Source organism: Palleronia sediminis (assembly GCF_004358695.1).
GTDB lineage: Bacteria > Pseudomonadota > Alphaproteobacteria > Rhodobacterales > Rhodobacteraceae > Palleronia > Palleronia sediminis.
On the sequence record NZ_SNAA01000003.1, the window covers coordinates 17340 to 37595 of the forward strand.

Consider the following 20256-nt stretch of genomic DNA (forward strand, 5'->3'; position numbering starts at 1 on the left):
CGGCTCACGCACCGAAGGCGACGACACCGGCGCCCTGCCGCGCGAAAAGCGGCAGGCCCGCCCGTGCCGCAAGCTCCACCGCCAGCCCCGTCGGGGCCGAGCGTGTGGCCAGCCCGCCGAACCCCGCCAAGGCCGCCTTGCGCACAAGCTCGAAGCTGCATCGCGAGGTCATGATGGCCACGCCGCCCGCCGGGTCGATCCGCCGCAGCGCCAGCGCCCCGGTCAGCTTGTCGAGCGCGCAATGCCGGCCGACATCCTCGCGCGCGGCCGGCATGGTGCCGTCCTCCGCGATGAAACCCGCCGCATGGACCGAGCGGTTGACCGCGCGCAGCGGCTGGTGGCGATCCAGCAGCTCGAACCCCGCCGCCACGCGGTCGGGATCGGGGCGGGGCCGGGAACGGTGGGGCAGGTCGAGCGAGAGGTCGGTCAGCGCCTCCATCCCGCATAGCCCGCATCCCGCGCGCCCCTCTAGCGCGCGCCGCGCGGGGGGCGGATCGACGCCCGGCGCGGCGATATCCACGCAAAAGCCCCGGTCGGTCGGAAAGACCAGCGCGGCGGTGATGTCGCCCGCGCGCAGATGCCCCTCGGCGATCAGAAAGCCCGCGCCGAACTCTTCGAGATCCATGGGCGTCGCCATCATGACGGCCACGGGCACCGAGTTGAGCAGGACGCCCACCGGCACCTCCTCGGCCAGCGCCCAGGGCCGCGCCTCGCCGTCCTGCGCCCCCCCGGCCGGTCGCGCCGTGACCGAGACGCTGCCGGGCTGCCCCGCGCGGATCACGGCCGCGCCCCGTCGCGCTCGATCCGCACCGGGATGGATTTCGAGGCCGGGGTTTTCGAGATCTTGTCGTGATGCTCGATCGAGATCAGCACGTTGCACTCGGGATAGTACGAGGCGACGGTCCCGCGCGGGATTTCGTAGGGAATGACCGCCAGCCCGCCGAGGCGGCGGTGCCGCCCGTCGGCCTCTTCGGAGACCAGCGCGGCCTTTTCGTCCCGCGCGAGCCCCAGATCGGCCATGTCGGCCTCGTTCATCAAGAGCACGTCGCGCGTGCCCTCGATCCCGCGGAACCGGTCGGAATAGCCGTAGATCGTGGTGTTGAACTGGTCGTTCGAGCGCAGCGTGACCAGCCGGAACAGGTCCGCGCGATCCTCGTAGCTGACCGAGTTGAGCCGGTCGGGTGCGGTAAAGACGGCCTTGCCGCTTTCGGTCTGCCAGACCCGCTTGCGCGCGGGAATGACGCGCCAGAACCCGCCGGGCTCGTGCAGCCGCCCGTTGAAGTCGCGGAAATCGTCGGGATAGGTCGCCTCGATCAGGTCGCGGATCAGGCTGTAGTCGCCCTGCCACGCGTCCCAATCCAGCCGCGGGCGCGATCCGATCAGCGCGCGGCCGAGATCGCAGACGATGCCGACCTCGCTGCGAAGCTGCTCGGATGCGGGTTCGCGATTGCCGATCGAGCCGTGGATCATCGAAAAGCTGTCCTCGATCGAGATCGCCTGATCGCCGGTCGCCTGCGCATCCTTTTCGGCGCGGGCGCGGCAGGGCAGGATATATGCGGTCTTGCCGGGAAAGAGGTGACTGCGGTTGAGCTTGGTCGAGACCATGACGGTCAGCTCCTGCGCGGCCCAGGCGGTCTCCATCCGGTCCATGTCGGGCACCGCCCGCACGAGGTTGCCGCCAAGGCTGATCGTGGCCTTGACGCTGCCCGCGAAAAGCCCCTGCACGGCGTCGACGATATGCAGCCCGTCCTCGGTCGGGGGGTCGAAATCGAACAGCTCGCGCAGCTTGTCCATGGGCACCAGCTTGGCCTTTTCGGCGATGCCGACGGTGCGCTGTCCCTGCACGTTGGAATGGCCCCGAACCGGGCACATCCCCGCGCCCGGCTTGCCGATATTGCCGCGCAGCATCAGCAGGTTGGCCAGCATGGCGACGTTGAGCCCGCCATGCGCGTGCTGGGTCAGGCCCATGCCATAGACGCCGATCACCGCCCTGGCCTCCATGTAGACCTGCGCGGCATTGCGAAGCTCGCCTTCGGTCAGGCCGCTTTCGCGCTCGACCTCGGACCAGGAGGTGTTGCGGCAGACTTCGAGAAAGGCGTCGATGCCGGTCGTGTGCTCCTCGATGAACTCCCAGTCCATCACCCGCGGCGCGCCGCTTTGCGCGGCGTCGTCATCGGCCTCGACCACGGCCTTGGAGATCCCGAGCATCGCGGCCACGTCGCCCCCGGCGCGGACCTGGTGATACTGGTCCGAGATCGTGACCTCGGCCCCCGTGGCCATGGCATAGGGGCTTTGCGGATCGACGAAGGACACCAGCCCCTGTTCGCGGATCGGGTTGAAGGTGACGATCTTCGCGCCGCGTTCCTTTGCATCCTTGAGCGGATGAAGGAAACGGGGCGAGTTGGTGCCGGGGTTCTGGCCGAAGAAGAAAAAGCAATCGGTGTCGTAGAGATCGTCCCAGATGATCGTGCCGACGGGCGAGCCGATGACCTTTTGCAGCCCGACGCTCGTCGTCTCGTGGCACATGTTGGACGATTGCGGCAGGTTGTTGTTGCCGTAGAGCCGGGCGAGCAGCGCATAGAGATAGCTTGCCTCGAGACCCGCATGGCCCGAGGCGTAGAACACCACCGATTTCGGATCGAGCCGCTTCAACGTCGCGGCGATATCGGCATAGGCCTCGTCCCAGCCGACTTCTACATAGCGGTCGGTCGCCGCATCGTAGCGCAGAGGCGCGGTCAGCCGACCGGTCTTTTCGAGATCGTGATCGGCCCAGTCGCGCAGCTCGGCAACGGTGTGATCCTCCCAGAAGGCAGGCGTGCAGCGGTCGCGCGTGGTTTCCCACAAGGTGCGCTTGGCGCCGTTCTCGCAGAACTCGAAATGGTGGTAATTCGCGGGTTTCGGCCAGGCGCAGGACGAGCACATGAAGCCGCCGGGCTTGTTCTGTCGGCGCAGCGTGTCCAGCGCGCCCATCTCGGGCGAGGCGCTGCCGAAGACCTCGGCGATGCCCCGCAACGACCCCCATCCGCCCGAGGGCCCGGCCTCCTTCGGAAGATCCCTGGTATCGGTCATGCCGCATCTCCTCCACGCGCGAGTTTTGCGGCCCAACACCGCAGGGGCGTGTCGGGTTGCGGGGGATCGGTCGGTTTTGCGGCGCGGGGCAGTCGGGGCCTGCGGTCAGAACCACTGTCCGGGCTCGATCAGCCCGAGATTGAGAAGCTGTTCCGACGACCAGTCGAAGCGCACCGAGTTGAACCAGTGAAACGACTCGATGCTGTAGCGCGAGCCTGCATTGGTGCGCAGCGCCTTGGCCGCGCGGAACGAGCAGACCGCCGCCGTGAGGTTGTGATGCCACGGGCAGGCATAGGTGTTCATCTCTTCGTCCGACATCAGGTAGCCTTCGCGCAGCGTCAGCCCCGGCCGCGCCCGGAACAGCGCGATCCGGTCGATGCGGCGGCGATCCTTGGGGACGTGTTCCTCGAACCGCCAACGCAACCCGCCGTAGAAGTTCAGCTGCCGCTCGAGCGGTTGGGCCGGCTCGGCAGGGTCGGGGCGGGCGAGCGCGAAATATCCCGCCCGGTCGAGATGCGCATCCGCCAGACCGACGCCGTCGGGATGGGCCGTCAGGTCGACGGCATAGAGGTCGATCACGTAGGTCAGCATCGCCTCGCGCCGCTCTTCCATGTGAAAGGCGACGAGTTCGGCGACGGATCGCGTCTCGGCAAAGGGATAGAACAGGAACTCGGCGTTGAAGCCGTAATAGATCCATTGGTGGGGGGCCAGCTCGATCACCCGGTTGACCGCGTCGATGACGGCATTCGGCGCGACCTGCGTCCAGCCGATGCGCGTGACGCAGGCCGGGGGCGGCGCGGTCGGCGCGATGGCCGGCCCGGCCATCAGCAGGATCGTCGCGAACCCCTTGGCGGCATGATGGGCCAGCGTCGCGTCGAGCGCGGCGTCGTCCTCGGCAAAGATGATGGCGATCGGACCCTTCAGCGCGGGGCGCGCGGCGGCGAAGGCGTCGAGATTGGCGAAAGTCTGCATTTGGCCCCCGGTTGCGCCGCCCTTCTGTCCCGCCGGGGGCGGGCTTGGCAAGCGCCGCGTCATTGAATGCGCGCGCGGGTTCCGTTAGATGGCCGGGTCTTCACCGGAGGGACGATCATGGGCACCCCGCGCAAGCTGTTCATCAAGACCTATGGCTGCCAGATGAACGTCTATGACAGCGAACGCATGGCCGAGGCCATGGGCGGGCAGGGCTATGTCACCACCGACAGCCCCGACGATGCCGACATGATCCTGCTCAATACCTGCCATATCCGCGAGAAGGCCGCCGAAAAGGTCTATTCCGAGCTTGGCCGTTTCCGCGGGCTGAAAGCCGCGAACCCCGACCTCAAGATCGGCGTGGCGGGCTGCGTCGCGCAGGCAGAGGGCGAAGAGATCATGCGCCGCCAGCCGCTGGTCGACCTCGTTGTGGGGCCGCAGAGCTATCACCGTCTGCCCGAGCTCGAGCGGCAGGCGCGCGCGGGGGGCCGCGCGCTCGATACCGACTATCCCGAAGAGGACAAGTTCGACCATCTCGCCGCGCGGCCCAAGGCCCGGCGCGGCCCGACCGCCTTTCTCACCGTGCAGGAGGGATGCGACAAGTTCTGCGCCTTTTGCGTGGTCCCCTATACCCGCGGGGCCGAGGTCAGCCGCCCCGTGGACCGCGTCGTGACCGAGGCGCGCGACCTCGTCGAGCGCGGCGTGCGCGAGATCACGTTGTTGGGCCAGAACGTCAACGCCTATCACGGGGCGAAAGACGGCGCCGAATGGGGTCTCGCGCGCCTAATCCGCACGCTTGCGCGGATCGACGGATTGGACCGCATCCGTTTTACCACCAGCCATCCCAACGACATGGAAGACGACCTTATCGCGGCCCATGGCGATTGCCCCAAGCTGATGCCCTACCTGCATCTGCCGGTTCAATCCGGTTCGGACGCGGTGCTCAAGCGGATGAACCGCAGCCACACCGCCGAAAGCTATCTGCGCCTGATCGAGCGCATCCGCGCCGCGCGCCCCGATATCGTGATCTCGGGCGATTTCATCGTCGGTTTCCCCGAAGAGACCGCCGCCGATTTCGAGGCGACGATGGACCTGGTACGGGCGGTCGAATACGGCCAGTGCTACAGCTTCAAGTATTCGCCCCGCCCCGGCACCCCCGCCGCCGAGCGCCCGCAGGTTCCCGAGGACGAAAAGGACGCGCGGCTGCAACGCCTGCAGGCGCTGCTGCGCGACCAACAGCGCGCGGTGCAGGACCGGATGGTGGGGCGCGAGGTCGGCGTCCTGTTCGAAAAGCCGGGCCGGTCGCCCGGACAGATGGTCGGCAAGTCCGATCACCTCCACTCGGTCTTTGTCGCGGCCGAGGGTCTGCGCCCCGGCGACATGCGCCGCGTGCGGATCACCTCGAGCGCGGCGAACTCGCTCGAGGGCGCGCTGATCTAGCCATCGCGCGCAGCGCCCGGAATGCGGGCGACAGGGGATCGTTTCCGCAGGGGAAACGGTCGTCTCGCCATTTCCGCTTCACAAGCCCGTGAATCCGATTATTGTTTTGTTACAGCGATCATGGGGATGTCGGTTGCGCCACAAACCGACGTGATTTTGGGAAAGGGGCTCGCGTGAACCGCAAGTTTTTCGACACGGCCCGCCTGGCACTCGGTATCGTCGCGCTCGCGACGGGGTCGATTTTCGTCGCGGCGGAAGCGAATGCGCAGCAGCGCGCCATCGGCACGATCTGGATCGACCCGGATGGGTGCGAGCATTGGGTGCGCGACGACGGCTGGGAGGGCTACGGCTCCAACCGGCTGACCCGGCAGGGGCTGCCCGTCTGCCACAAGGTCGAGACCTGCGGCGTGATGAATACCGATGTCCTGTTCCCCACCGACAGCGCCCGCATCAGCCATGCCGGGCGCCAGCAGCTTCAAACCTTTTTCGGCCAGACCAACGCCCGCGCCTACACGATCATCGGCCATACCGACAGCCGGGCCAGCGACGAATACAACATCCGGCTGAGCTATAACCGCGCGAATGCCGTGGCGCAGATCGCCGCCGGGATGGGCCGCACGATCAACGACGTGCGGGGCCTTGGCGAGCGGATGCCGCGCGCCTCGAACCAGACCGCCGCGGGCATGCAGCAGAACCGCCGCGTCGAAATCATTTGCATCAGGTGATTGCCATGAAAAGCATTTCCATCCTCGCGCTCGTCGCGGCGACCGCCCTTGCCGGATGCGGCACCAAGGTCGACCAGACGGTCGATCGCGGCATCGACGCCAAGAGCCTCGAGAACCTCACCCGCACGCCCGGCATCTGGGTCGACGGCGACGGCTGCGAACACTGGGCCATCGACGACGGGATCGAGGGCTACCAGATGAACCGGCTCGACCGCTACGGCAAGCCGGTCTGCGGGCTGCTCGAGCCCTTCACGCTTTATGGGCCCGACGGGGCGGGATCGCCCATCGCCGACCCGATCTAGGCCGACCCCTCGGGGTCGAACGGACAGGGCCGCGCGGAACGCTCCGCGCGGCCTTTTCTTGCCTGACGCGATCTGCGGCCTTGTCTCGGCGCGGTGAACGGCCCACCTTTGATACAGGTTCGTCTTTCTGGAGCACCGCTTGGCCATTTCCACCAGCCCCGTATCGGCCCCCGCAGCCGGTGCAACCTCGCCCGTCGAACGCCGTATCGAACTCGACGATAACCGTCTTCTCATAGACCTGTGCGGTCAGTACGACGCCAATCTCGTCCGTATCGAGGACCAACTCGGCGTGCAGATCGCACGGCGCGGCAACAGCCTTTCTGTCATGGGCGAGCCCGACTCGACCCTGCGCGCGGTCGAGGTGCTCGAGGCGCTTTATTCCCGGCTCGAACAGGGCCGCGAGATCGAGCAGGGCGATATCGACGCCGCGATCCGCATGGGCGGCGCCCCCGAGGACGAGGCCGTGACGCCCGCCACCGATACCGACCAGATGGAGCTGTTCCAGGGCGGCCGGATCGAGATCCGCACCCGCAAGAAGCTGGTCGAGCCCCGCACCGAGGCCCAGAAGTCCTATGTGCGGTCGCTTTTCGGCAACGATCTGTGTTTCGGCATCGGGCCGGCGGGCACGGGCAAGACCTATCTCGCCGTCGCCGTCGGTGTGAACATGTTCATAGAGGGGCGCGTGGACCGCATCGTGCTCAGCCGCCCCGCGGTCGAGGCGGGCGAGCGGCTGGGCTTCCTGCCCGGCGACATGAAGGAGAAGGTCGACCCCTACATGCAGCCGCTTTACGACGCGCTGAACGATTTCCTTCCAGGCAAGATGCTGGCGCGGCTGATGGAGGAAAAGCGCATCGAGATCGCGCCGCTGGCCTTCATGCGCGGGCGCACCCTGTCCAACGCCTTCGTGGTTCTGGACGAGGCGCAGAACGCGACGGCCATGCAGATGAAGATGTTCCTCACGCGGCTGGGCGAAGGGTCGCGCATGGTCGTCACCGGCGATCGCAGCCAGGTCGACCTGCCGCGCGGGCAGGTCTCGGGGCTGGCCGATGCGGAACGCCTGCTGACCGGGATCGAGCGCATCGATTTCAGCTATTTCACCTCGGCGGACGTGGTGCGCCATCCGCTCGTCGCGCGGATCATCGAGGCCTATGAACGCGACGCCTGACGCGGGCGCCGTCTCGGTCGAAACCGTGATCGAGGATGCCGCGTGGGACACCGTCCCCCTCGACGCGCTGGCCGGGCGCGCGGCGCGCGCCACGCTGGGGCGCCTGGGTCTCGGCGCGGGCGAGATCGTCGTTCTGGGCTGCGACGACGCGCGCATCGCGGGGCTCAACGCCGATTTCCGGGGCAAGCCGCGCCCCACCAACGTGCTGTCCTGGCCCAGCGCCGAGCGCGGCGCGCGCGTCGAGGGTCAGATGCCCGCGCCGCCCGACACGGCGCGGGATGCGGAACTCGGCGATATCGCGCTTGCTTTCGGGGTCTGCGCGACCGAAGCGCGCGCGGCAGGTCTTGCGCTCGAGGCGCATGTGACCCACCTGCTCGTGCATGCCGTCCTGCATCTCTTGGGCTTCGATCACGACCGCGACGGCGATGCGGCGCTGATGGAACGATTGGAAACCGAAATACTTGCGGAACTGGGTCTGCACGATCCATATTCCGGGGACGTCTCATGAGTTGGAGAAGATGACACAGGTCGAGGACGGGTCCGCGCAAGGCGGGCCGAGCGATGCGGACGAACCCGAAAGTAACGAACGCGGGTTTTTCGGCCGGATATTCGAGGCTTTCTCGAACGGGGACGACGACTCCGCGGAAAGCGTGGACGAAACCGCATCGGGCCGGACGCCGCCCGGCCTGCTGAACCTGCGACGGATGCGGGTCGAGGACGTGGCCATCCCCTCGGTCGAGATCGTGTCGGTGCCCATCGACATCTCCTGCGAGGATCTCGTGCGCGTATTCCGCGAAAGCGGCATGTCGCGCCTGCCCGTCTATGACGGCACGCTCGATTCCCCCAAGGGCATGATTCACCTCAAGGATTTCGCGCTGCGCAACGGGTTCGGCGGGGCCGCGGCCTTTGACATGGCGGCGATGATCCGCCCGCTCATCTACGCGCCGCCCTCGATGCCCATCGGCGTGCTGCTGCAACGCATGCAGAGCGAGCGGATGCACATGGCGCTCGTCATCGACGAATATGGCGGGGTCGACGGGCTGGTGACGATCGAGGACCTGATCGAACAGGTCATTGGCCAAATCGAGGACGAGCACGACACCGACGAAGAGCATCTTTTCACCCGCGAACAGGATGGCAGCTACGTCGCGCAGGCCCGCACGCCGCTCGACGCCTTCGAGGACGAGATCGGCACCAAGCTGACCGACCCCGACGAGGAGGAAGAGATCGACACGTTGGGCGGGGTCGTCGTGGTGCTGACGGGCCGCGTGCCCGCCCGCGGCGAGGTCATCCCCCACCCTTCGGGGGTCGAGTTCGAGGTGGTCGACGCCGATCCGCGCCGGCTGAAACGTCTGCGCGTGCGTCTGCCCGGCCACGTTGCCTGACCCGAGACCCCGGACAAGGCTGGCGCTGGCGGCCCTCGCGGGGGCGGGGGCCGGGCTGGGCCAGGTGCCTTTCGCGCTGACGCCCGTGGCGCTGGCGGCGCTTGTGGTGCTGGGCTGGCTTTGCCGAACCGCGTCGCGCCCGGCCCGCGCGGCCTGGATCGGCTTTGCCGGGGGGGTCGGGTATTTCGCCTTCTGCCTGCACTGGATCTTCGAGCCGTTCCTCGTCGAGCCCGAGATCCACGGCTGGATGGCCCCGTTTGCGCTGGTGCTGATCTCGACGGGCTTCGCGCTGTTCTGGGCCGCGGCCTTCTGGGGCGCGCGCCGCCTTTCCGCGTCGGGCTGGCGGTTCGCCCTGTCCTTCGGCGCCGCGCTGGGCGCGGCCGAGATGACGCGGTCGCTGATCCTCACCGGCTTTCCCTGGTCCCTGATCGGCTATGTCTGGTCCGAAACCCCGGCCGCCCAGATCGCGGCCTTTACCGGGCCGTTCGGCCTGACGGCGCTGACCGCCCTGGGGGCGGGGGCGGTCGCGGCGCTCTGGGCGCCGGGGCGGCGGATCGCGGCGGCCGCGGGGCTCGCCGGGCTTTGCGTCCTGCCGCTGGCGCTGGGGGCGCTGCGGCTGGGCGATCTGCCCGCGATCCCGGTCGACGCGCCCATCGTGCGGCTGGTGCAGCCCAACGCCCCGCAGGACGAGAAATGGGACCCGGTGCTCTCCGGCGTCTTCTACGACCGGCTTCTCGATCTGACCGCAGGGGGCGCGCGCCCCGCGTTGATCGTCTGGCCTGAGACGGCGCTGCCGGTGCTGCTGACGCCCGGCGCGCCCGAGCTCGCCCAGATCGCGGAGGCCGCCGACGGGGTGCCGGTCGCGCTGGGGGCCAACCGCGCCGAGGGGCTGCGCTACTGGAACAGCCTCGCGGTGATCGGCCGGGGGGGCAAGATCCTCGCGACCTATGACAAGTGGCATCTCGTGCCCTTCGGCGAATACGTCCCGCTGGGGCGGCTCGCCTCGGGGCTGGGGCTTCGCGGGCTCGCCGCGCGCGACGGGTTCGGCTATGCCGCCGGTCCGGGGCCGCAGATCCTCGACTTGGGGGCCGCGGGCGAGGTGATGCCTCTCATCTGCTACGAGGCGATCTTTCCCGAAGAGGTCGGCGCGGCACCGACCCGGCCCGACTGGCTGCTGCATGTCACCAACGACGCGTGGTTCGGCACCTTCGCCGGTCCGCAGCAGCATCTGGCCCAGGCAAGGATGCGCGCGATCGAGCAGGGGCTGCCCCTGCTGCGCGCCGCCAATACGGGGATCTCGGCCGTGATCGACGGCAAGGGGCGGGTGCTCGACGCGATCCCTCTGGGCCGGGCCGGACGGCTCGACCACCCGGTGCCAGCGGCGCTGCCCCCCACGGTCTATGCCCGGATCGGCGACTGGCCCGCGGCGCTCGCCATGGCGCTGGCGCTGCTCGCGGCCGGGCTGCGCCGCCGCCGCCCGGCCGAATTGCCGTAGCGTATCGACAATCCCCGCCGCGGCAGCTATCGCCGGGCAATCGGCGCACAACGGCTTCCTGGCGTGCGTCCGGACATATCAATGGAGCGTTCCCCAATGCCGCGTCAGAATTACGTCTTCACCTCGGAATCCGTGTCCGAGGGCCATCCCGACAAGGTCTGCGACCGCATTTCCGACGCGGTGCTCGATGCCTTTCTCGGCCAGCAGCCCGAGGCGCGCGTCGCCTGCGAGACCTTCGCCACGACGAACCGGGTCGTGATTGGCGGCGAGGTCGGTCTGACCGACAAGGGCAAGCTCGACGAGTATCTCGACCGGGTCGAGGATATCGCACGCGATTGCATCCGCGACATCGGCTACGAGCAGGAAAAGTTCCATTGGAAGACCTGCGAGATCACGAACCTGCTGCACCCGCAATCGGCGCATATCGCGCAGGGCGTGGATGCCACGGGCAACAAGGACGAGGGCGCGGGCGACCAGGGCATCATGTTCGGCTACGCGGTCGAGGATACGCCCGAACTCATGCCCGCCCCGATCCACTATGCCCACCAGGTGCTGCGCCGCCTGGCCGAGGTGCGCAAATCGGGGCAGGAGCCGACGCTCGGCCCCGATGCGAAATCCCAGATCAGCCTGCGCTACGAAAACGGCAAGCCGGTCGAGGTGACGTCCATCGTCCTCTCGACCCAGCACCGCGACGAGTCGCAAAGCTCGGACGACATCCGCGACATCGTCGAGCCCTATATCCGCGAGATCCTGCCCGAGGGCTGGATCACCGAGGCGACCGACTGGCACGTGAACCCCACCGGCATCTTCGTCATCGGCGGCCCCGATGGCGATGCGGGCCTGACGGGACGCAAGATCATCGTCGACACCTATGGCGGCGCGGCGCCGCACGGGGGCGGGGCCTTCTCGGGCAAGGACCCGACCAAGGTCGATCGCTCGGCGGCCTATGCCGCGCGCTATCTCGCCAAGAACGTGGTGGCGGCGGGGATGGCCAAGCGCTGCTCGATCCAGCTCTCCTATGCCATCGGCGTGGCGCAGCCGCTGTCGATCTATGCCGATACCTACGGCACCGGCGAGGTCCACGAGGAACAGATCGAAAAGGCCATCCGCACGGCCATGGACCTGACCCCGCGCGGCATCCGCACCCATCTCGAACTCAACCGGCCGATCTATGCCCGCACCGCGGCCTATGGGCATTTCGGCCGCGCGCCCGAACCCGATGGCGGGTTCTCGTGGGAAAAGACCGACCTTGCCGAGACGCTGAAACGCGCGGTCTGATACCGGCCCGCCCGCTTCGGCCATCGCGGTCGGGGCGGGCGGGCCTGCCTTCTCTGTTTCCGGAAATACTCATGTCGTCCGGCCGCCGCCCGCGCTCCGGAGCGATTGCGCGCCGCGGGCGGGGGGCCTAAACCCCCGGCCCATGACCGATCGAGCCAAACACCCCGCCGCGCCCTGGCGCAATTTCTACGGCCGGCGAAAGGGGCATAACCTCAAGCCCAACCAGGAGGCCTGGCTGCAATCCGATCTCGACGCCCTGTCGCCGGGCGCGGTCGACTGGGCCGAGAACCCCGAACGGCGTCCGCTAGACCTTGCCGCGCGGTTCGGCGAACGGCCGATCTGGCTCGAGATTGGCTTTGGCGGGGGCGAGCACCTGATTCACCAGGCGCTGGCCAACCCCGATATCGCGATCATCGGGGCCGAGCCCTATATCAACGGCGTGGCCAAGCTCCTGGGCAAGATCCGCGCCTCGGGGGCGGGCAACCTCGCCGTTTATCCCGGCGATGCGCGCGATCTGTTCGATGTGCTGCCGCCCCGCTCCATCGCGCGGGCGTTCCTGCTCTATCCCGATCCCTGGCCCAAGACGCGCCACCACCGCCGCCGCTTCGTCACGCCCGAACATCTCGAGCCGTTGGCCCGCGTCATGGCGCCCGGCGCGATCCTGCGGGTGGCCACGGATATTCCCGACTATGTCCGGCAGGCCCTGCTCGAGGTGCCGCGCGCGGGGTTCGACTGGCTCGCCGAACGGCCCGACGACTGGCGTACGCCCTGGGCGGACTGGATCTCGACCCGTTACGAGCAAAAGGCCCTGCGCGAGGGGCGCCGCCCGCATTACCTGACCTTTGCGCGGCGGCCGGGCTGAGCCACGGGGGCCGGTCGGCAAGTATCCACCGATGCCCCGCCGCGGGGTGAAAATATCCTGCCGCGTCGCGCGATCCGGGTGCTAGACCGAAAAGAAAAGCAGACGAGCAGGTCGCCCCATGAAACGCCTCACCTTCGCGCCGTTCCTTCTTTTCGTCTTTGTCGTCCTGCCGACGCTGGCCATGCTCTAGCCCCGGCAGCCCCGCGCGAGGGCGCGATTGCGGCTTGCGCCCCGGCGGGGTGCATGTAACGTCTGGCCCGCTTTCAACGCAGCGAGGCCCCATGTCCCATAGCGGCGCGCCAGACCCTCTTTTCACCCATGGCGGCGCCGCGCTTCGCGGCACGGCCGAGGTGCCGGGCGACAAGTCCATCAGCCACCGCGCCCTGATCCTGGGCGCCATGGCCGTGGGCGAGACCCGGATCTCGGGGCTTCTCGAGGGGCAGGACGTGCTCGACACGGGGCGCGCGATGGCCGCTTTGGGGGCCATCGTGTCGCGCGGCGAGGACGGCACCTGGTCGGTGCATGGCGTGGGTGTCGGCGGGTTCTCCGAGCCCGAGGATATCGTCGATTGCGGCAATTCCGGCACGGGCGTTCGGCTCCTCATGGGGGCCGTGGCCACGCATGGTTTTGCTACGACCTTTACCGGCGACGCCTCGCTCAGGGGGCGTCCGATGGGGCGCGTGACGCAGCCGCTGTCGCTGTTCGGGGCGCAATCGCATGGCCGGTCGGGCGGGCGGTTGCCGCTGACGCTGATCGGCGCGGCCGATCCGGTGCCCGTGCATTACGCGACCCCCGTCGCCTCGGCGCAGATCAAGTCGGCGGTGCTGCTGGCGGGGCTGAACGCGCCGGGCGAGACCGTCGTGGTCGAGCGCGAGGCAACGCGCGATCATTCCGAGCGGATGCTGGCCGGGTTCGGCGCCACGATCGAGACCCGCCCCGGCCCCGAGGGGCGCATCATCACCCTGCAGGGCCGCCCCGAGCTGCGCCCCCAGACCATCGCCGTGCCGCGCGATCCGTCCTCGGCCGCGTTCCCGGTCTGCGCCGCGCTGATCTGCGAGGGCTCGGACGTGCTGGTGCCCAATATCGGGCTGAACCCGACCCGCGCGGGGCTGTTCGAGACCCTGCGCGAGATGGGCGCCGATCTGACCTACGAGAACCCCCGCGACGAGGGCGGAGAGCCGGCCGCAGACCTGCGCGCGCGGTTCTCGCCCGAGATGCGCGGGATCACCGTGCCGTCCGAGCGCGCGGCGTCGATGATCGACGAATATCCCATCCTGTCGGTCGTCGCGGCCTTTGCCGAAGGCGTGACCGACATGCCCGGCGTGGCCGAGCTGCGGGTCAAGGAAAGCGACCGTATCGACGCGATGGCCTCGGGGCTCAGGGCCTGCGGCATCGAGGTCGACGAAGGCCCGGACTGGTGGCGCGTGCACGGCCGCGGGCCGGGCGGGGTCGAGGGCGGCGCGCGGGTCGCTGCGCGGCTCGATCATCGCATCGCCATGTCGTTTTTGTGCCTCGGCATGGCCGCGCGCAAGCCCGTGGGCGTCGACGATGCCGGGCCGGTGGCTACCTCCTTCCCGGTGTTCGAGCCGCTGATGACCGCGCTCGGGGCGCATTTCGAAAGGCCGGTGGAATGAGCCTGCTGGATGCCGATCCCGCCGACCTGTCGCAGACCGGCGGCTGCCTCTGCTCCGAAGTCAGCTATCGCGTGACGGGCGCGCTGCGTCCGGTCGTGTTCTGCCATTGCGAGCAGTGCCGCCGCACGAGCGGTCATTTCGTCGCCGCGACCTCGGCCCCGCGCGACAGCGTCGAGATCGAAGGCCCCGTGACCTGGTTCGACAGCTCGGCCACGGCGCGGCGCGGCTTTTGCGGGATCTGCGGCTCGAACCTGTTCTGGGACGGGGGCGGGGCGCGGTTGTCGATCCATGCCGGGACGCTCGACAAGCCCACGGGGCTGTCGGCGCAGGGCCATATCTTTTGCGCGTCTCGCGGCGATTACTACGAGATTGCCGACAATCTGCCCCAGGCGCCCGGTGCCGATCCCGACATGACCACCGAGATGCCCTGATGGCGTTCACCGTGGCCATAGACGGGCCCGCCGCGGCCGGCAAAGGCACCATCGCCCGCAGCGTGGCCGCGCATTTCGGGTTCAGCCATCTCGATACCGGGCTGCTCTACCGCGCGACGGGCGCGCGGATGCTCGACGGCGAGGATCCGGCGCCAGCGGCATGGGCGCTCGTGCCCGAGGATCTCGAACGCGACGGCCTGCGCAGCGCCGCGGTGGCCGAAGCGGCAAGCGTCGTCGCGGCCATGCCCGAGGTGCGCGCGGGGCTATTGGCGTTCCAGCGCCGGTTCGCCCGGCTGGGCGATGGCGCGGTTCTCGACGGGCGCGATATCGGCACGGTGATCTGCCCGGAGGCCGAGGTTAAGCTCTTCGTCACCGCCACGCCCGAGACGCGGGCCGCCCGCCGTTTTGCCGAGCTGCGGGCTGCCGGGGCCGAAACGACCCTGGCCGAGGTGCTGGCCGACGTTCAAGCCCGCGACGCGCGCGATGCCGGCCGCGATGCCGCGCCTCTTATGGCCGCGCCCGACGCGGTGCATATCGACACGACCGCGCTGGGCATCGACGAGGCCGTGGCGGCCGCCGTCGCCGTGGTCGAACGGGCGCGCGGCTAGGCGCGGGGCGTTACCACAACGGGGTGTCGAGCCACATCCGGCCATAAGGCGGCACGACGAGGCGGCCGTCTTCGACGGGTGGGACGCTGGCGCCGAGCAGGTCCATGGGCGGGGCATCGGGGTCGATCCCGATGCGGTCGAGCTCGATCTGCTGGGTCTCGGCGGTGACGTTGTAGACCGCGACCAGCGTGCTTTCCGCCCCCGCCCGCCGGACGCAGAACAGCTTGTCATGGCCGGTCCGCATGACCACCGAGGGCACGCTGCCCGCAAGGGCGCGCGTGGCCGCGCGCACCGACAGGATATGCCGGGTGCCGCGCCAGATGCGGCCCTCGGGAGTGTCGGCCTCGGGCGCGGCCTCGGCCGTGTCCCAGTCCATCGCCGGGCGCTGCATCCAGCGTCCGTCCTCGGCCCGGTCGGGATCGTTGCGATAGCCCAGGTCGTTCGGCAGCCCGATCTCGTCGCCCATGTAGATCAGGGGCATGCCCCCGAATCCTGCGATCAGCGCATGGCCCATCAGGATGCGCTCCACCGCCATCTCGATCAGCGTCGGATCGCCGGCCTCTCTCGCGGCCTCGAGCCCGGCCAGCGACGCGAAACTGCCGTTGGTCCGCGCATCCCCGGTCGCCTCGTTGACCTGGAAATCGGCGCCGCGGGCAAAACTGCCGGGAAATCGGCCGGCATAGAAATCGGCGAGAAACGCGCGATGGCCGGGGTCGGTGACGCCCGTGCGCGCCGCGTCCTCTTCGGTGATGGCCCAGCCGATATCGTCGTGACAGCGGATATAGGTGGCCCATTGCGCCCCGGTGAACCCGGTCGGGAAATGCCGCTGGAGCACGTCGGTCATCATGTCGGACCGCCCCGTGGCCAGCGCCGACCAGAACTGCACCATGAGCGAGTTGTGATAGGCGAGGTTGCAGACCTTTCCGACATGCCGCCCCGCGCCGAGATAGGGCACGAGCTGATGCGGCCCCACGATGGCCTCGGCCTTGAAGACGGTGGCGGGCGCGGCGACGCTGGCGGCCTGGTTGATCGCCTGGAGGATGTCGTGAACCTCGGGCTCGTTCTGACAGACGGTGCCCAGCCTTTTCCACATGAAGGCGACGGCGTCGAGGCGCAGCACTTCGGCGCCGGCATTGGCGAGGTCGAGCACGATCCCCATGATCGCGAAAAAGACCTCGGGGTTTTCCCAGTTCAGATCCCACTGGAACCGGTTGAAGGTCGTCCAGACCCATTTTTGCAGGTCGGTGTCCCAGGTGAAATTGCCGGGCGCCTGGTCGGGAAAGACCTCGAGCAGGGTTTCCTCGTATTGCAGGGGGATCCGCTCGTCGTCGAACAGGCGGTAGAACGCCTGGTAGAACGGATCGCCCGCGCGCGCGGCCTCGGCCCAGGCATGTTCGCGCGCCGTGTGGTTCAGCACCATGTCGATGCAAGGGCTGATCCCGGCCGCGCGCATCGCCGCCGTGACGGCGCGGAAATCGTCCATCGTGCCGAGGCGGGGGTCGATCCGGCCGTAATCCATCACCGCGTAGCCGCCATCGCTGTCGCCGGGGCGCGGCATCAGGCAGGGCATGAAATGGGCATAAGTGATGCCCAGCGATTCGAGATAGGGGATACGCTCGGCCACGCCGGCCATCGTTCCCGCGAACCGGTCGGTATAGAACACGTATCCCGCCATCCGTTCGCTGCGGAACCAGTCGGGATCGAGATCGCGGGCAAGGTCGAGCCGTCGCAGATCGGTCGGACGCCCGGCCCATTTGGCGGCCAGCAGCGCGCGCATCCGCTCGCGCAGGGTCGCTGTCGGCATTGCCCGGCCGTAAAGACGCCCGAGCGGCTCAAGCAGGTCGGTTTCGGCTCGCGCCCAGCGCAGCTCGAACAGCTCGTCATCCGTCATGCTGGCCGCGGGGGCCTTGTCCGCCACGGGGGCTGCGGGGGTCTGGGGCATCGTCTTTTCTTTCGCCACGCGCCGGAATCGCCGGGCCATCGGAGGTTTGCCGCGCCGCTCGGTCATGGGCGGTCCGCCCGGCGATAGCGGTCGAACTCGGGCCCGGTGAGCAGGATGTCGCGGTCGAGATCGCGCACAGATTTGCGGCCGCAGAGCGCCATGGTGGTGTCGAGCTCCTTGGCGATGATCTTGAGCGCGCGGGTCACGCCGGCCTCGCCCATCGCGCCCAGCCCGTAGATATAGGCGCGCCCGATGAACGTGCCCTGCGCGCCCATCGCCAGCGCCTTGAGCACGTCCTGCCCCGAGCGGATGCCGCTGTCGAAGAGGATCTCGACCCGGTCGCCCACGGCCTCGACGATCTCGGGCAGGATGCGGATCGCGCTGAGCGCCCCGTCGAGCTGCCGGCCGCCATGGTTCGACACCACGATGGCGTCGCAGCCCAGGTCGGCGGCGCGGCGCGCATCCTCGGCGTCGAGTATGCCCTTGAGGATCAGCTTGCCGCCCCAGAGCTCCTTGATGCGGCGGATCTTGTCCCAGTCGAGCCGGGGGTCGAACTGGTCGGCGGTCCAGTCCATGAGCGACGACACGTCCTTCACGCCCTTGGCGTGGCCGACGATGTTGCCGAATCCCCGCCTCTTGGTGCCGAGCATCCCGAGCCCCCAGCGCCAGCGCCAGGACAGGTCGGCGACGGTGCCCACGGTCGGCTTGGGGCGGGTGCTGAGCCCGTTTTTTATATCCTTGTGGCGCTGGCCGAGGATCTGCAGATCGAGCGTCAGCACCAGCGCCGAGCAGCCCGCCGCCTTTGCCCGCGCGATCATGTTCTCGAGAAACTCCTGGTCGCGCATGACGTAGAGCTGGAACCAGAAAGGCCGGTCGGTCGCCGCGGCGACATCCTCGATCGAACAGATCGACATGGTCGAAAGCGTATAGGGCACGCCGAACCGCCCCGCCGCGCGGGCGGCGAGGATCTCGCCATCGGCATGCTGCATCCCCGTCATGCCGACCGGGGCCAGCGCCACCGGCATCGCCACGTCCTGTCCGATCATGGTCGAGGCGACAGACCGCCCCTCCATGTCGACGGCGACGCGCTGACGCAGGCGGATCAACGCGAAATCGGTCGTGTTCTCGCGAAATGTCTGTTCCGTCCAGCTTCCGCTTTCGCAGTAGTCGTAGAACATCCGCGGCACGCGGCGCTTGTAGAGACGCTTGAGATCGGCGATCTCGGTGATGACGGGCATGGCGACTCCGTGGGCGGCTGCGCCTCTGGCCTAGCAACAGCATCGCCGTCGTGCAATCGCGGCCCCGGCGCCCCTTTCCAATCGCGCCCGGCTGGCCTATACGCGCGGCGCCGACCGGACACCCTTGGAGGCCGGGCGGGCTACACGCATTTGCACATTGGAGAACCGAATGGCCGGTGAAATCCCTGATATCATCGCCACCGAACGGACGGGGACAGGCAAGGGGGCCGCTCGTCAAGCCCGGCGCGACAATCTCGTGCCCGGTATCGTTTATGGCGGGGGGGCAGATCCGCTCCCCATCAATCTTCCCTACAATGAGTTGCTGAAAAAGCTGAAGGCCGGGCGTTTCCTCGCCAAGCTCTTCAACCTCAAGGTCGAGGGTCACGAGGACGTCCGCGTGATCTGCCGCGGCGTCCAGCGCGACGTGGTCAAGGATCTGCCGACGCATGTCGATTTCATGCGCCTGCGCCGTACCAGCCGGGTTTCGCTGTATATTCCGGTGCGGATCGAGGGAGAAGAGGAAAGCCCCGGCCTCAAGCGCGGCGGCGTGATGACGATGGTCCGCCCCGAGGTCGAACTGCGCTGCACCGCCGGGGAGATCCCCGAAGAGATCGTGGGCAGCGTCGCGGGTCTCGATATCGGCGACACGCTGACCATCTCGATGATCGACCTGCCCAAGGGCACGCGCCCGACCATCGACCGCGATTTCGTCATCGCCAACATCCAGGCGCCGTCGGGCCTTGCCTCGCAGCAGGACGACGAGGACGAGGACGTGGCGGCCGACGAGGTTCCGACGACCGAGATGGGCCCGCCCGATGGCGAGCAGGACGAAAGCTGATCCGGCTTTCCCACGGTGAACGACGCGGCCGGCATCCGATAACGATGCCGGCCGTTTCCGTTTTGGCGACGGTATTTTTCGAACCGCGCGATTGTCCCGCGGGCATGGTCCCGCCGCGCCCCGCGCGCTAGTCTCGGCCAGGTCACAACGAAAGGCTCCAGCGATGCGGCTGTTCGTCGGTCTCGGCAATCCGGGCGCGAAATATGCACGGCACAGACACAATATCGGCTTCATGGCGGTCGAGCGGATCGCCGGGGATCACGGCTTTCCGCCGTTCCGCGCCAAGTTCCAGGGCCTGCTGAGCGAGGGGCGTCTGGGCCGCGAAAGGGTCGCGCTGCTGATGCCGCAGACTTTCATGAACGAGTCCGGCCGTTCCGTCGGCGAGGCGGCGCGGTTCTACAAGGTCGAGCCGGACGACATCGTGGTGTTCCACGACGAAATCGACCTCGCCCCCGGCAAGCTCAAGGTCAAGCAGGGCGGTGGGCATGCCGGCCATAACGGGCTGCGGTCGCTGCACGCCCATATCGGCGCCGATTACGGGCGGATCCGCATGGGCGTGGGGCATCCCGGCCACAAGGACCGCGTGCCGGGCTACGTGCTGCACGATTTCGCCAAGGCCGACGAGGGCTGGCTCGACGACATGCTGCGGGGCATCTGCGACGGCGCCCCCGCCTTGGCCGAGGGCGACCGGGCGGCGTTCTCGAACGCGGTCGCGCTGCGGCTGAACCCGCCGCGATCCTCGACCGGCACCCGCCCCGATGGCCCGCGGCCCCCCGAGCCCCCGCCGGCGGAGGCCGAGGCCCCGCGCGACGAACGGTCCTCGCTGCAAAAGCTGGTGGATCGGTTCCGCTGAGGGTTTCCGGCTGGTCGGGCCG

19 protein-coding genes and 1 riboswitch are annotated in these 20256 nt (G+C 68.6%); of the genes, 14 read left to right on the forward strand and 5 right to left on the reverse strand.

All coding sequences use genetic code 11. The annotated features are described in order from the left end of the window. Positions 1-4: 4 nt before the first annotated feature. The 3 genes from E2L08_RS03740 to E2L08_RS03750 form a co-directional block, all read right to left on the reverse strand. Positions 5-781 (reverse strand): formate dehydrogenase accessory sulfurtransferase FdhD, encoded by a 777-nt coding sequence (locus E2L08_RS03740; RefSeq protein ID WP_168771040.1) that lies wholly within the window; start codon positions 779-781, stop codon positions 5-7. Beyond that, complete coding sequence (locus tag E2L08_RS03745) at positions 778-3069, reverse strand: FdhF/YdeP family oxidoreductase (RefSeq protein WP_133395727.1); 2292 nt, start codon at positions 3067-3069, stop codon at positions 778-780. Before E2L08_RS03745 ends, E2L08_RS03740 begins: the two co-directional genes overlap by 4 nt. Before the next feature lie 105 nt (positions 3070-3174). After that, the gene (locus E2L08_RS03750) at positions 3175-4041 is read right to left on the reverse strand and encodes a hypothetical protein (protein ID WP_133395728.1); all 867 of its coding nucleotides are present in this window, start codon (positions 4039-4041) and stop codon (positions 3175-3177) included. Between the two features lie 117 nt (positions 4042-4158). Here E2L08_RS03750 and miaB point away from each other — a divergent pair, with 117 nt between their 5' ends. From miaB to E2L08_RS03810, 12 genes are all read left to right on the forward strand, one after another. Then, on the forward strand, positions 4159-5478 hold the full coding sequence (miaB, locus tag E2L08_RS03755; RefSeq protein WP_133395729.1) for a tRNA (N6-isopentenyl adenosine(37)-C2)-methylthiotransferase MiaB: 1320 nt from the start codon (positions 4159-4161) through the stop codon (positions 5476-5478). Between the two features lie 173 nt (positions 5479-5651). After that, the gene (locus E2L08_RS03760) at positions 5652-6203 is read left to right on the forward strand and encodes an OmpA family protein (protein WP_133395730.1); all 552 of its coding nucleotides are present in this window, start codon (positions 5652-5654) and stop codon (positions 6201-6203) included. Between the two features lie 5 nt (positions 6204-6208). Then, on the forward strand, positions 6209-6505 hold the full coding sequence (locus tag E2L08_RS03765; RefSeq protein ID WP_133395731.1) for a hypothetical protein: 297 nt from the start codon (positions 6209-6211) through the stop codon (positions 6503-6505). Positions 6506-6710: 205 nt separating this feature from the next. Further along, the gene (locus tag E2L08_RS03770) at positions 6711-7670 is read left to right on the forward strand and encodes a PhoH family protein (RefSeq protein ID WP_370450612.1); all 960 of its coding nucleotides are present in this window, start codon (positions 6711-6713) and stop codon (positions 7668-7670) included. Next, positions 7654-8178, forward strand: a complete 525-nt coding sequence (ybeY, locus tag E2L08_RS03775; RefSeq protein ID WP_133395732.1) for an rRNA maturation RNase YbeY — start codon at positions 7654-7656, stop codon at positions 8176-8178. The genes E2L08_RS03770 and ybeY overlap by 17 nt, the downstream gene beginning before the upstream one ends. 10 nt (positions 8179-8188) lie before the next feature. Continuing rightward, positions 8189-9055 carry a CBS domain-containing protein gene (locus E2L08_RS03780; RefSeq protein ID WP_133395733.1) on the forward strand — a complete coding sequence of 289 codons (867 nt, stop codon included), beginning with the start codon at positions 8189-8191 and terminating at the stop codon, positions 9053-9055. After that, entirely contained in the window at positions 9048-10550 is a 1503-nt protein-coding gene (lnt, locus tag E2L08_RS03785; protein ID WP_133395734.1) for an apolipoprotein N-acyltransferase, read from the forward strand. The genes E2L08_RS03780 and lnt overlap by 8 nt, the downstream gene beginning before the upstream one ends. Positions 10551-10589: 39 nt before the next feature. Then, a riboswitch (SAM-SAH riboswitch) is annotated at positions 10590-10639 on the forward strand. A 7-nt stretch (positions 10640-10646) separates the two neighbouring features. Next, positions 10647-11828 (forward strand): methionine adenosyltransferase, encoded by a 1182-nt coding sequence (gene metK / locus E2L08_RS03790; RefSeq protein WP_133395941.1) that lies wholly within the window; start codon positions 10647-10649, stop codon positions 11826-11828. 142 nt (positions 11829-11970) lie between these two features. Continuing rightward, positions 11971-12690 (forward strand): tRNA (guanine(46)-N(7))-methyltransferase TrmB, encoded by a 720-nt coding sequence (trmB, locus tag E2L08_RS03795; protein ID WP_133395735.1) that lies wholly within the window; start codon positions 11971-11973, stop codon positions 12688-12690. A 281-nt stretch (positions 12691-12971) separates the two neighbouring features. Then, positions 12972-14324 (forward strand): 3-phosphoshikimate 1-carboxyvinyltransferase, encoded by a 1353-nt coding sequence (gene aroA, locus E2L08_RS03800; RefSeq protein ID WP_133395736.1) that lies wholly within the window; start codon positions 12972-12974, stop codon positions 14322-14324. Continuing rightward, complete coding sequence (locus E2L08_RS03805) at positions 14321-14755, forward strand: GFA family protein (protein WP_133395737.1); 435 nt, start codon at positions 14321-14323, stop codon at positions 14753-14755. The genes aroA and E2L08_RS03805 overlap by 4 nt, the downstream gene beginning before the upstream one ends. Beyond that, positions 14755-15363: a (d)CMP kinase gene (locus tag E2L08_RS03810; protein ID WP_133395738.1), complete on the forward strand. Its 609-nt coding sequence runs from the start codon at positions 14755-14757 to the stop codon at positions 15361-15363. Before E2L08_RS03805 ends, E2L08_RS03810 begins: the two co-directional genes overlap by 1 nt. A gap of 10 nt (positions 15364-15373) precedes the next feature. Here the strand turns inward: E2L08_RS03810 and E2L08_RS03815 are convergent, their stop codons facing one another. Beyond that, the gene (locus E2L08_RS03815; protein ID WP_133395739.1) at positions 15374-17305 is read right to left on the reverse strand and encodes an alpha-amylase family protein; all 1932 of its coding nucleotides are present in this window, start codon (positions 17303-17305) and stop codon (positions 15374-15376) included. Between the two features lie 62 nt (positions 17306-17367). Continuing rightward, the gene (locus E2L08_RS03820) at positions 17368-18543 is read right to left on the reverse strand and encodes an alpha-hydroxy acid oxidase (RefSeq protein WP_133395740.1); all 1176 of its coding nucleotides are present in this window, start codon (positions 18541-18543) and stop codon (positions 17368-17370) included. Between the two features lie 169 nt (positions 18544-18712). Here E2L08_RS03820 and E2L08_RS03825 point away from each other — a divergent pair, with 169 nt between their 5' ends. Together E2L08_RS03825 and pth are read left to right on the forward strand one after the other, a co-directional pair. Continuing rightward, the gene (locus tag E2L08_RS03825) at positions 18713-19381 is read left to right on the forward strand and encodes a 50S ribosomal protein L25/general stress protein Ctc (protein ID WP_133395741.1); all 669 of its coding nucleotides are present in this window, start codon (positions 18713-18715) and stop codon (positions 19379-19381) included. A 163-nt stretch (positions 19382-19544) separates the two neighbouring features. Further along, a complete protein-coding gene (gene pth, locus E2L08_RS03830; protein WP_133395742.1) occupies positions 19545-20234 on the forward strand; it encodes an aminoacyl-tRNA hydrolase in 690 nt (229 codons plus the stop codon). The last annotated feature ends 22 nt before the right edge of the window (positions 20235-20256 follow it).

Excerpts from the sequence above, each read along its gene's own strand:
- E2L08_RS03820 (WP_133395740.1), bottom strand. The coding sequence starts at position 18,543 with ATGCCCGTCATCACCGAGATCGCCGATCTCAAGCGTCTCTACAAGCGC.
- metK (WP_133395941.1), top strand. The coding sequence starts at position 10,647 with ATGCCGCGTCAGAATTACGTCTTCACCTCGGAATCCGTGTCCGAGGGC.
- E2L08_RS03815 (WP_133395739.1), bottom strand. The coding sequence starts at position 17,305 with ATGCCCCAGACCCCCGCAGCCCCCGTGGCGGACAAGGCCCCCGCGGCC.
- aroA (WP_133395736.1), top strand. The coding sequence starts at position 12,972 with ATGTCCCATAGCGGCGCGCCAGACCCTCTTTTCACCCATGGCGGCGCC.
- E2L08_RS03825 (WP_133395741.1), top strand. The coding sequence starts at position 18,713 with ATGGCCGGTGAAATCCCTGATATCATCGCCACCGAACGGACGGGGACA.
- pth (WP_133395742.1), top strand. The coding sequence starts at position 19,545 with ATGCGGCTGTTCGTCGGTCTCGGCAATCCGGGCGCGAAATATGCACGG.
- E2L08_RS03805 (WP_133395737.1), top strand. The coding sequence starts at position 14,321 with ATGAGCCTGCTGGATGCCGATCCCGCCGACCTGTCGCAGACCGGCGGC.
- E2L08_RS03750 (WP_133395728.1), bottom strand. The coding sequence starts at position 4,041 with ATGCAGACTTTCGCCAATCTCGACGCCTTCGCCGCCGCGCGCCCCGCG.
- miaB (WP_133395729.1), top strand. The coding sequence starts at position 4,159 with ATGGGCACCCCGCGCAAGCTGTTCATCAAGACCTATGGCTGCCAGATG.
- E2L08_RS03765 (WP_133395731.1), top strand. The coding sequence starts at position 6,209 with ATGAAAAGCATTTCCATCCTCGCGCTCGTCGCGGCGACCGCCCTTGCC.
- E2L08_RS03780 (WP_133395733.1), top strand. The coding sequence starts at position 8,189 with ATGACACAGGTCGAGGACGGGTCCGCGCAAGGCGGGCCGAGCGATGCG.
- ybeY (WP_133395732.1), top strand. The coding sequence starts at position 7,654 with ATGAACGCGACGCCTGACGCGGGCGCCGTCTCGGTCGAAACCGTGATC.
- E2L08_RS03745 (WP_133395727.1), bottom strand. The coding sequence starts at position 3,069 with ATGACCGATACCAGGGATCTTCCGAAGGAGGCCGGGCCCTCGGGCGGA.
- trmB (WP_133395735.1), top strand. The coding sequence starts at position 11,971 with ATGACCGATCGAGCCAAACACCCCGCCGCGCCCTGGCGCAATTTCTAC.
- E2L08_RS03810 (WP_133395738.1), top strand. The coding sequence starts at position 14,755 with ATGGCGTTCACCGTGGCCATAGACGGGCCCGCCGCGGCCGGCAAAGGC.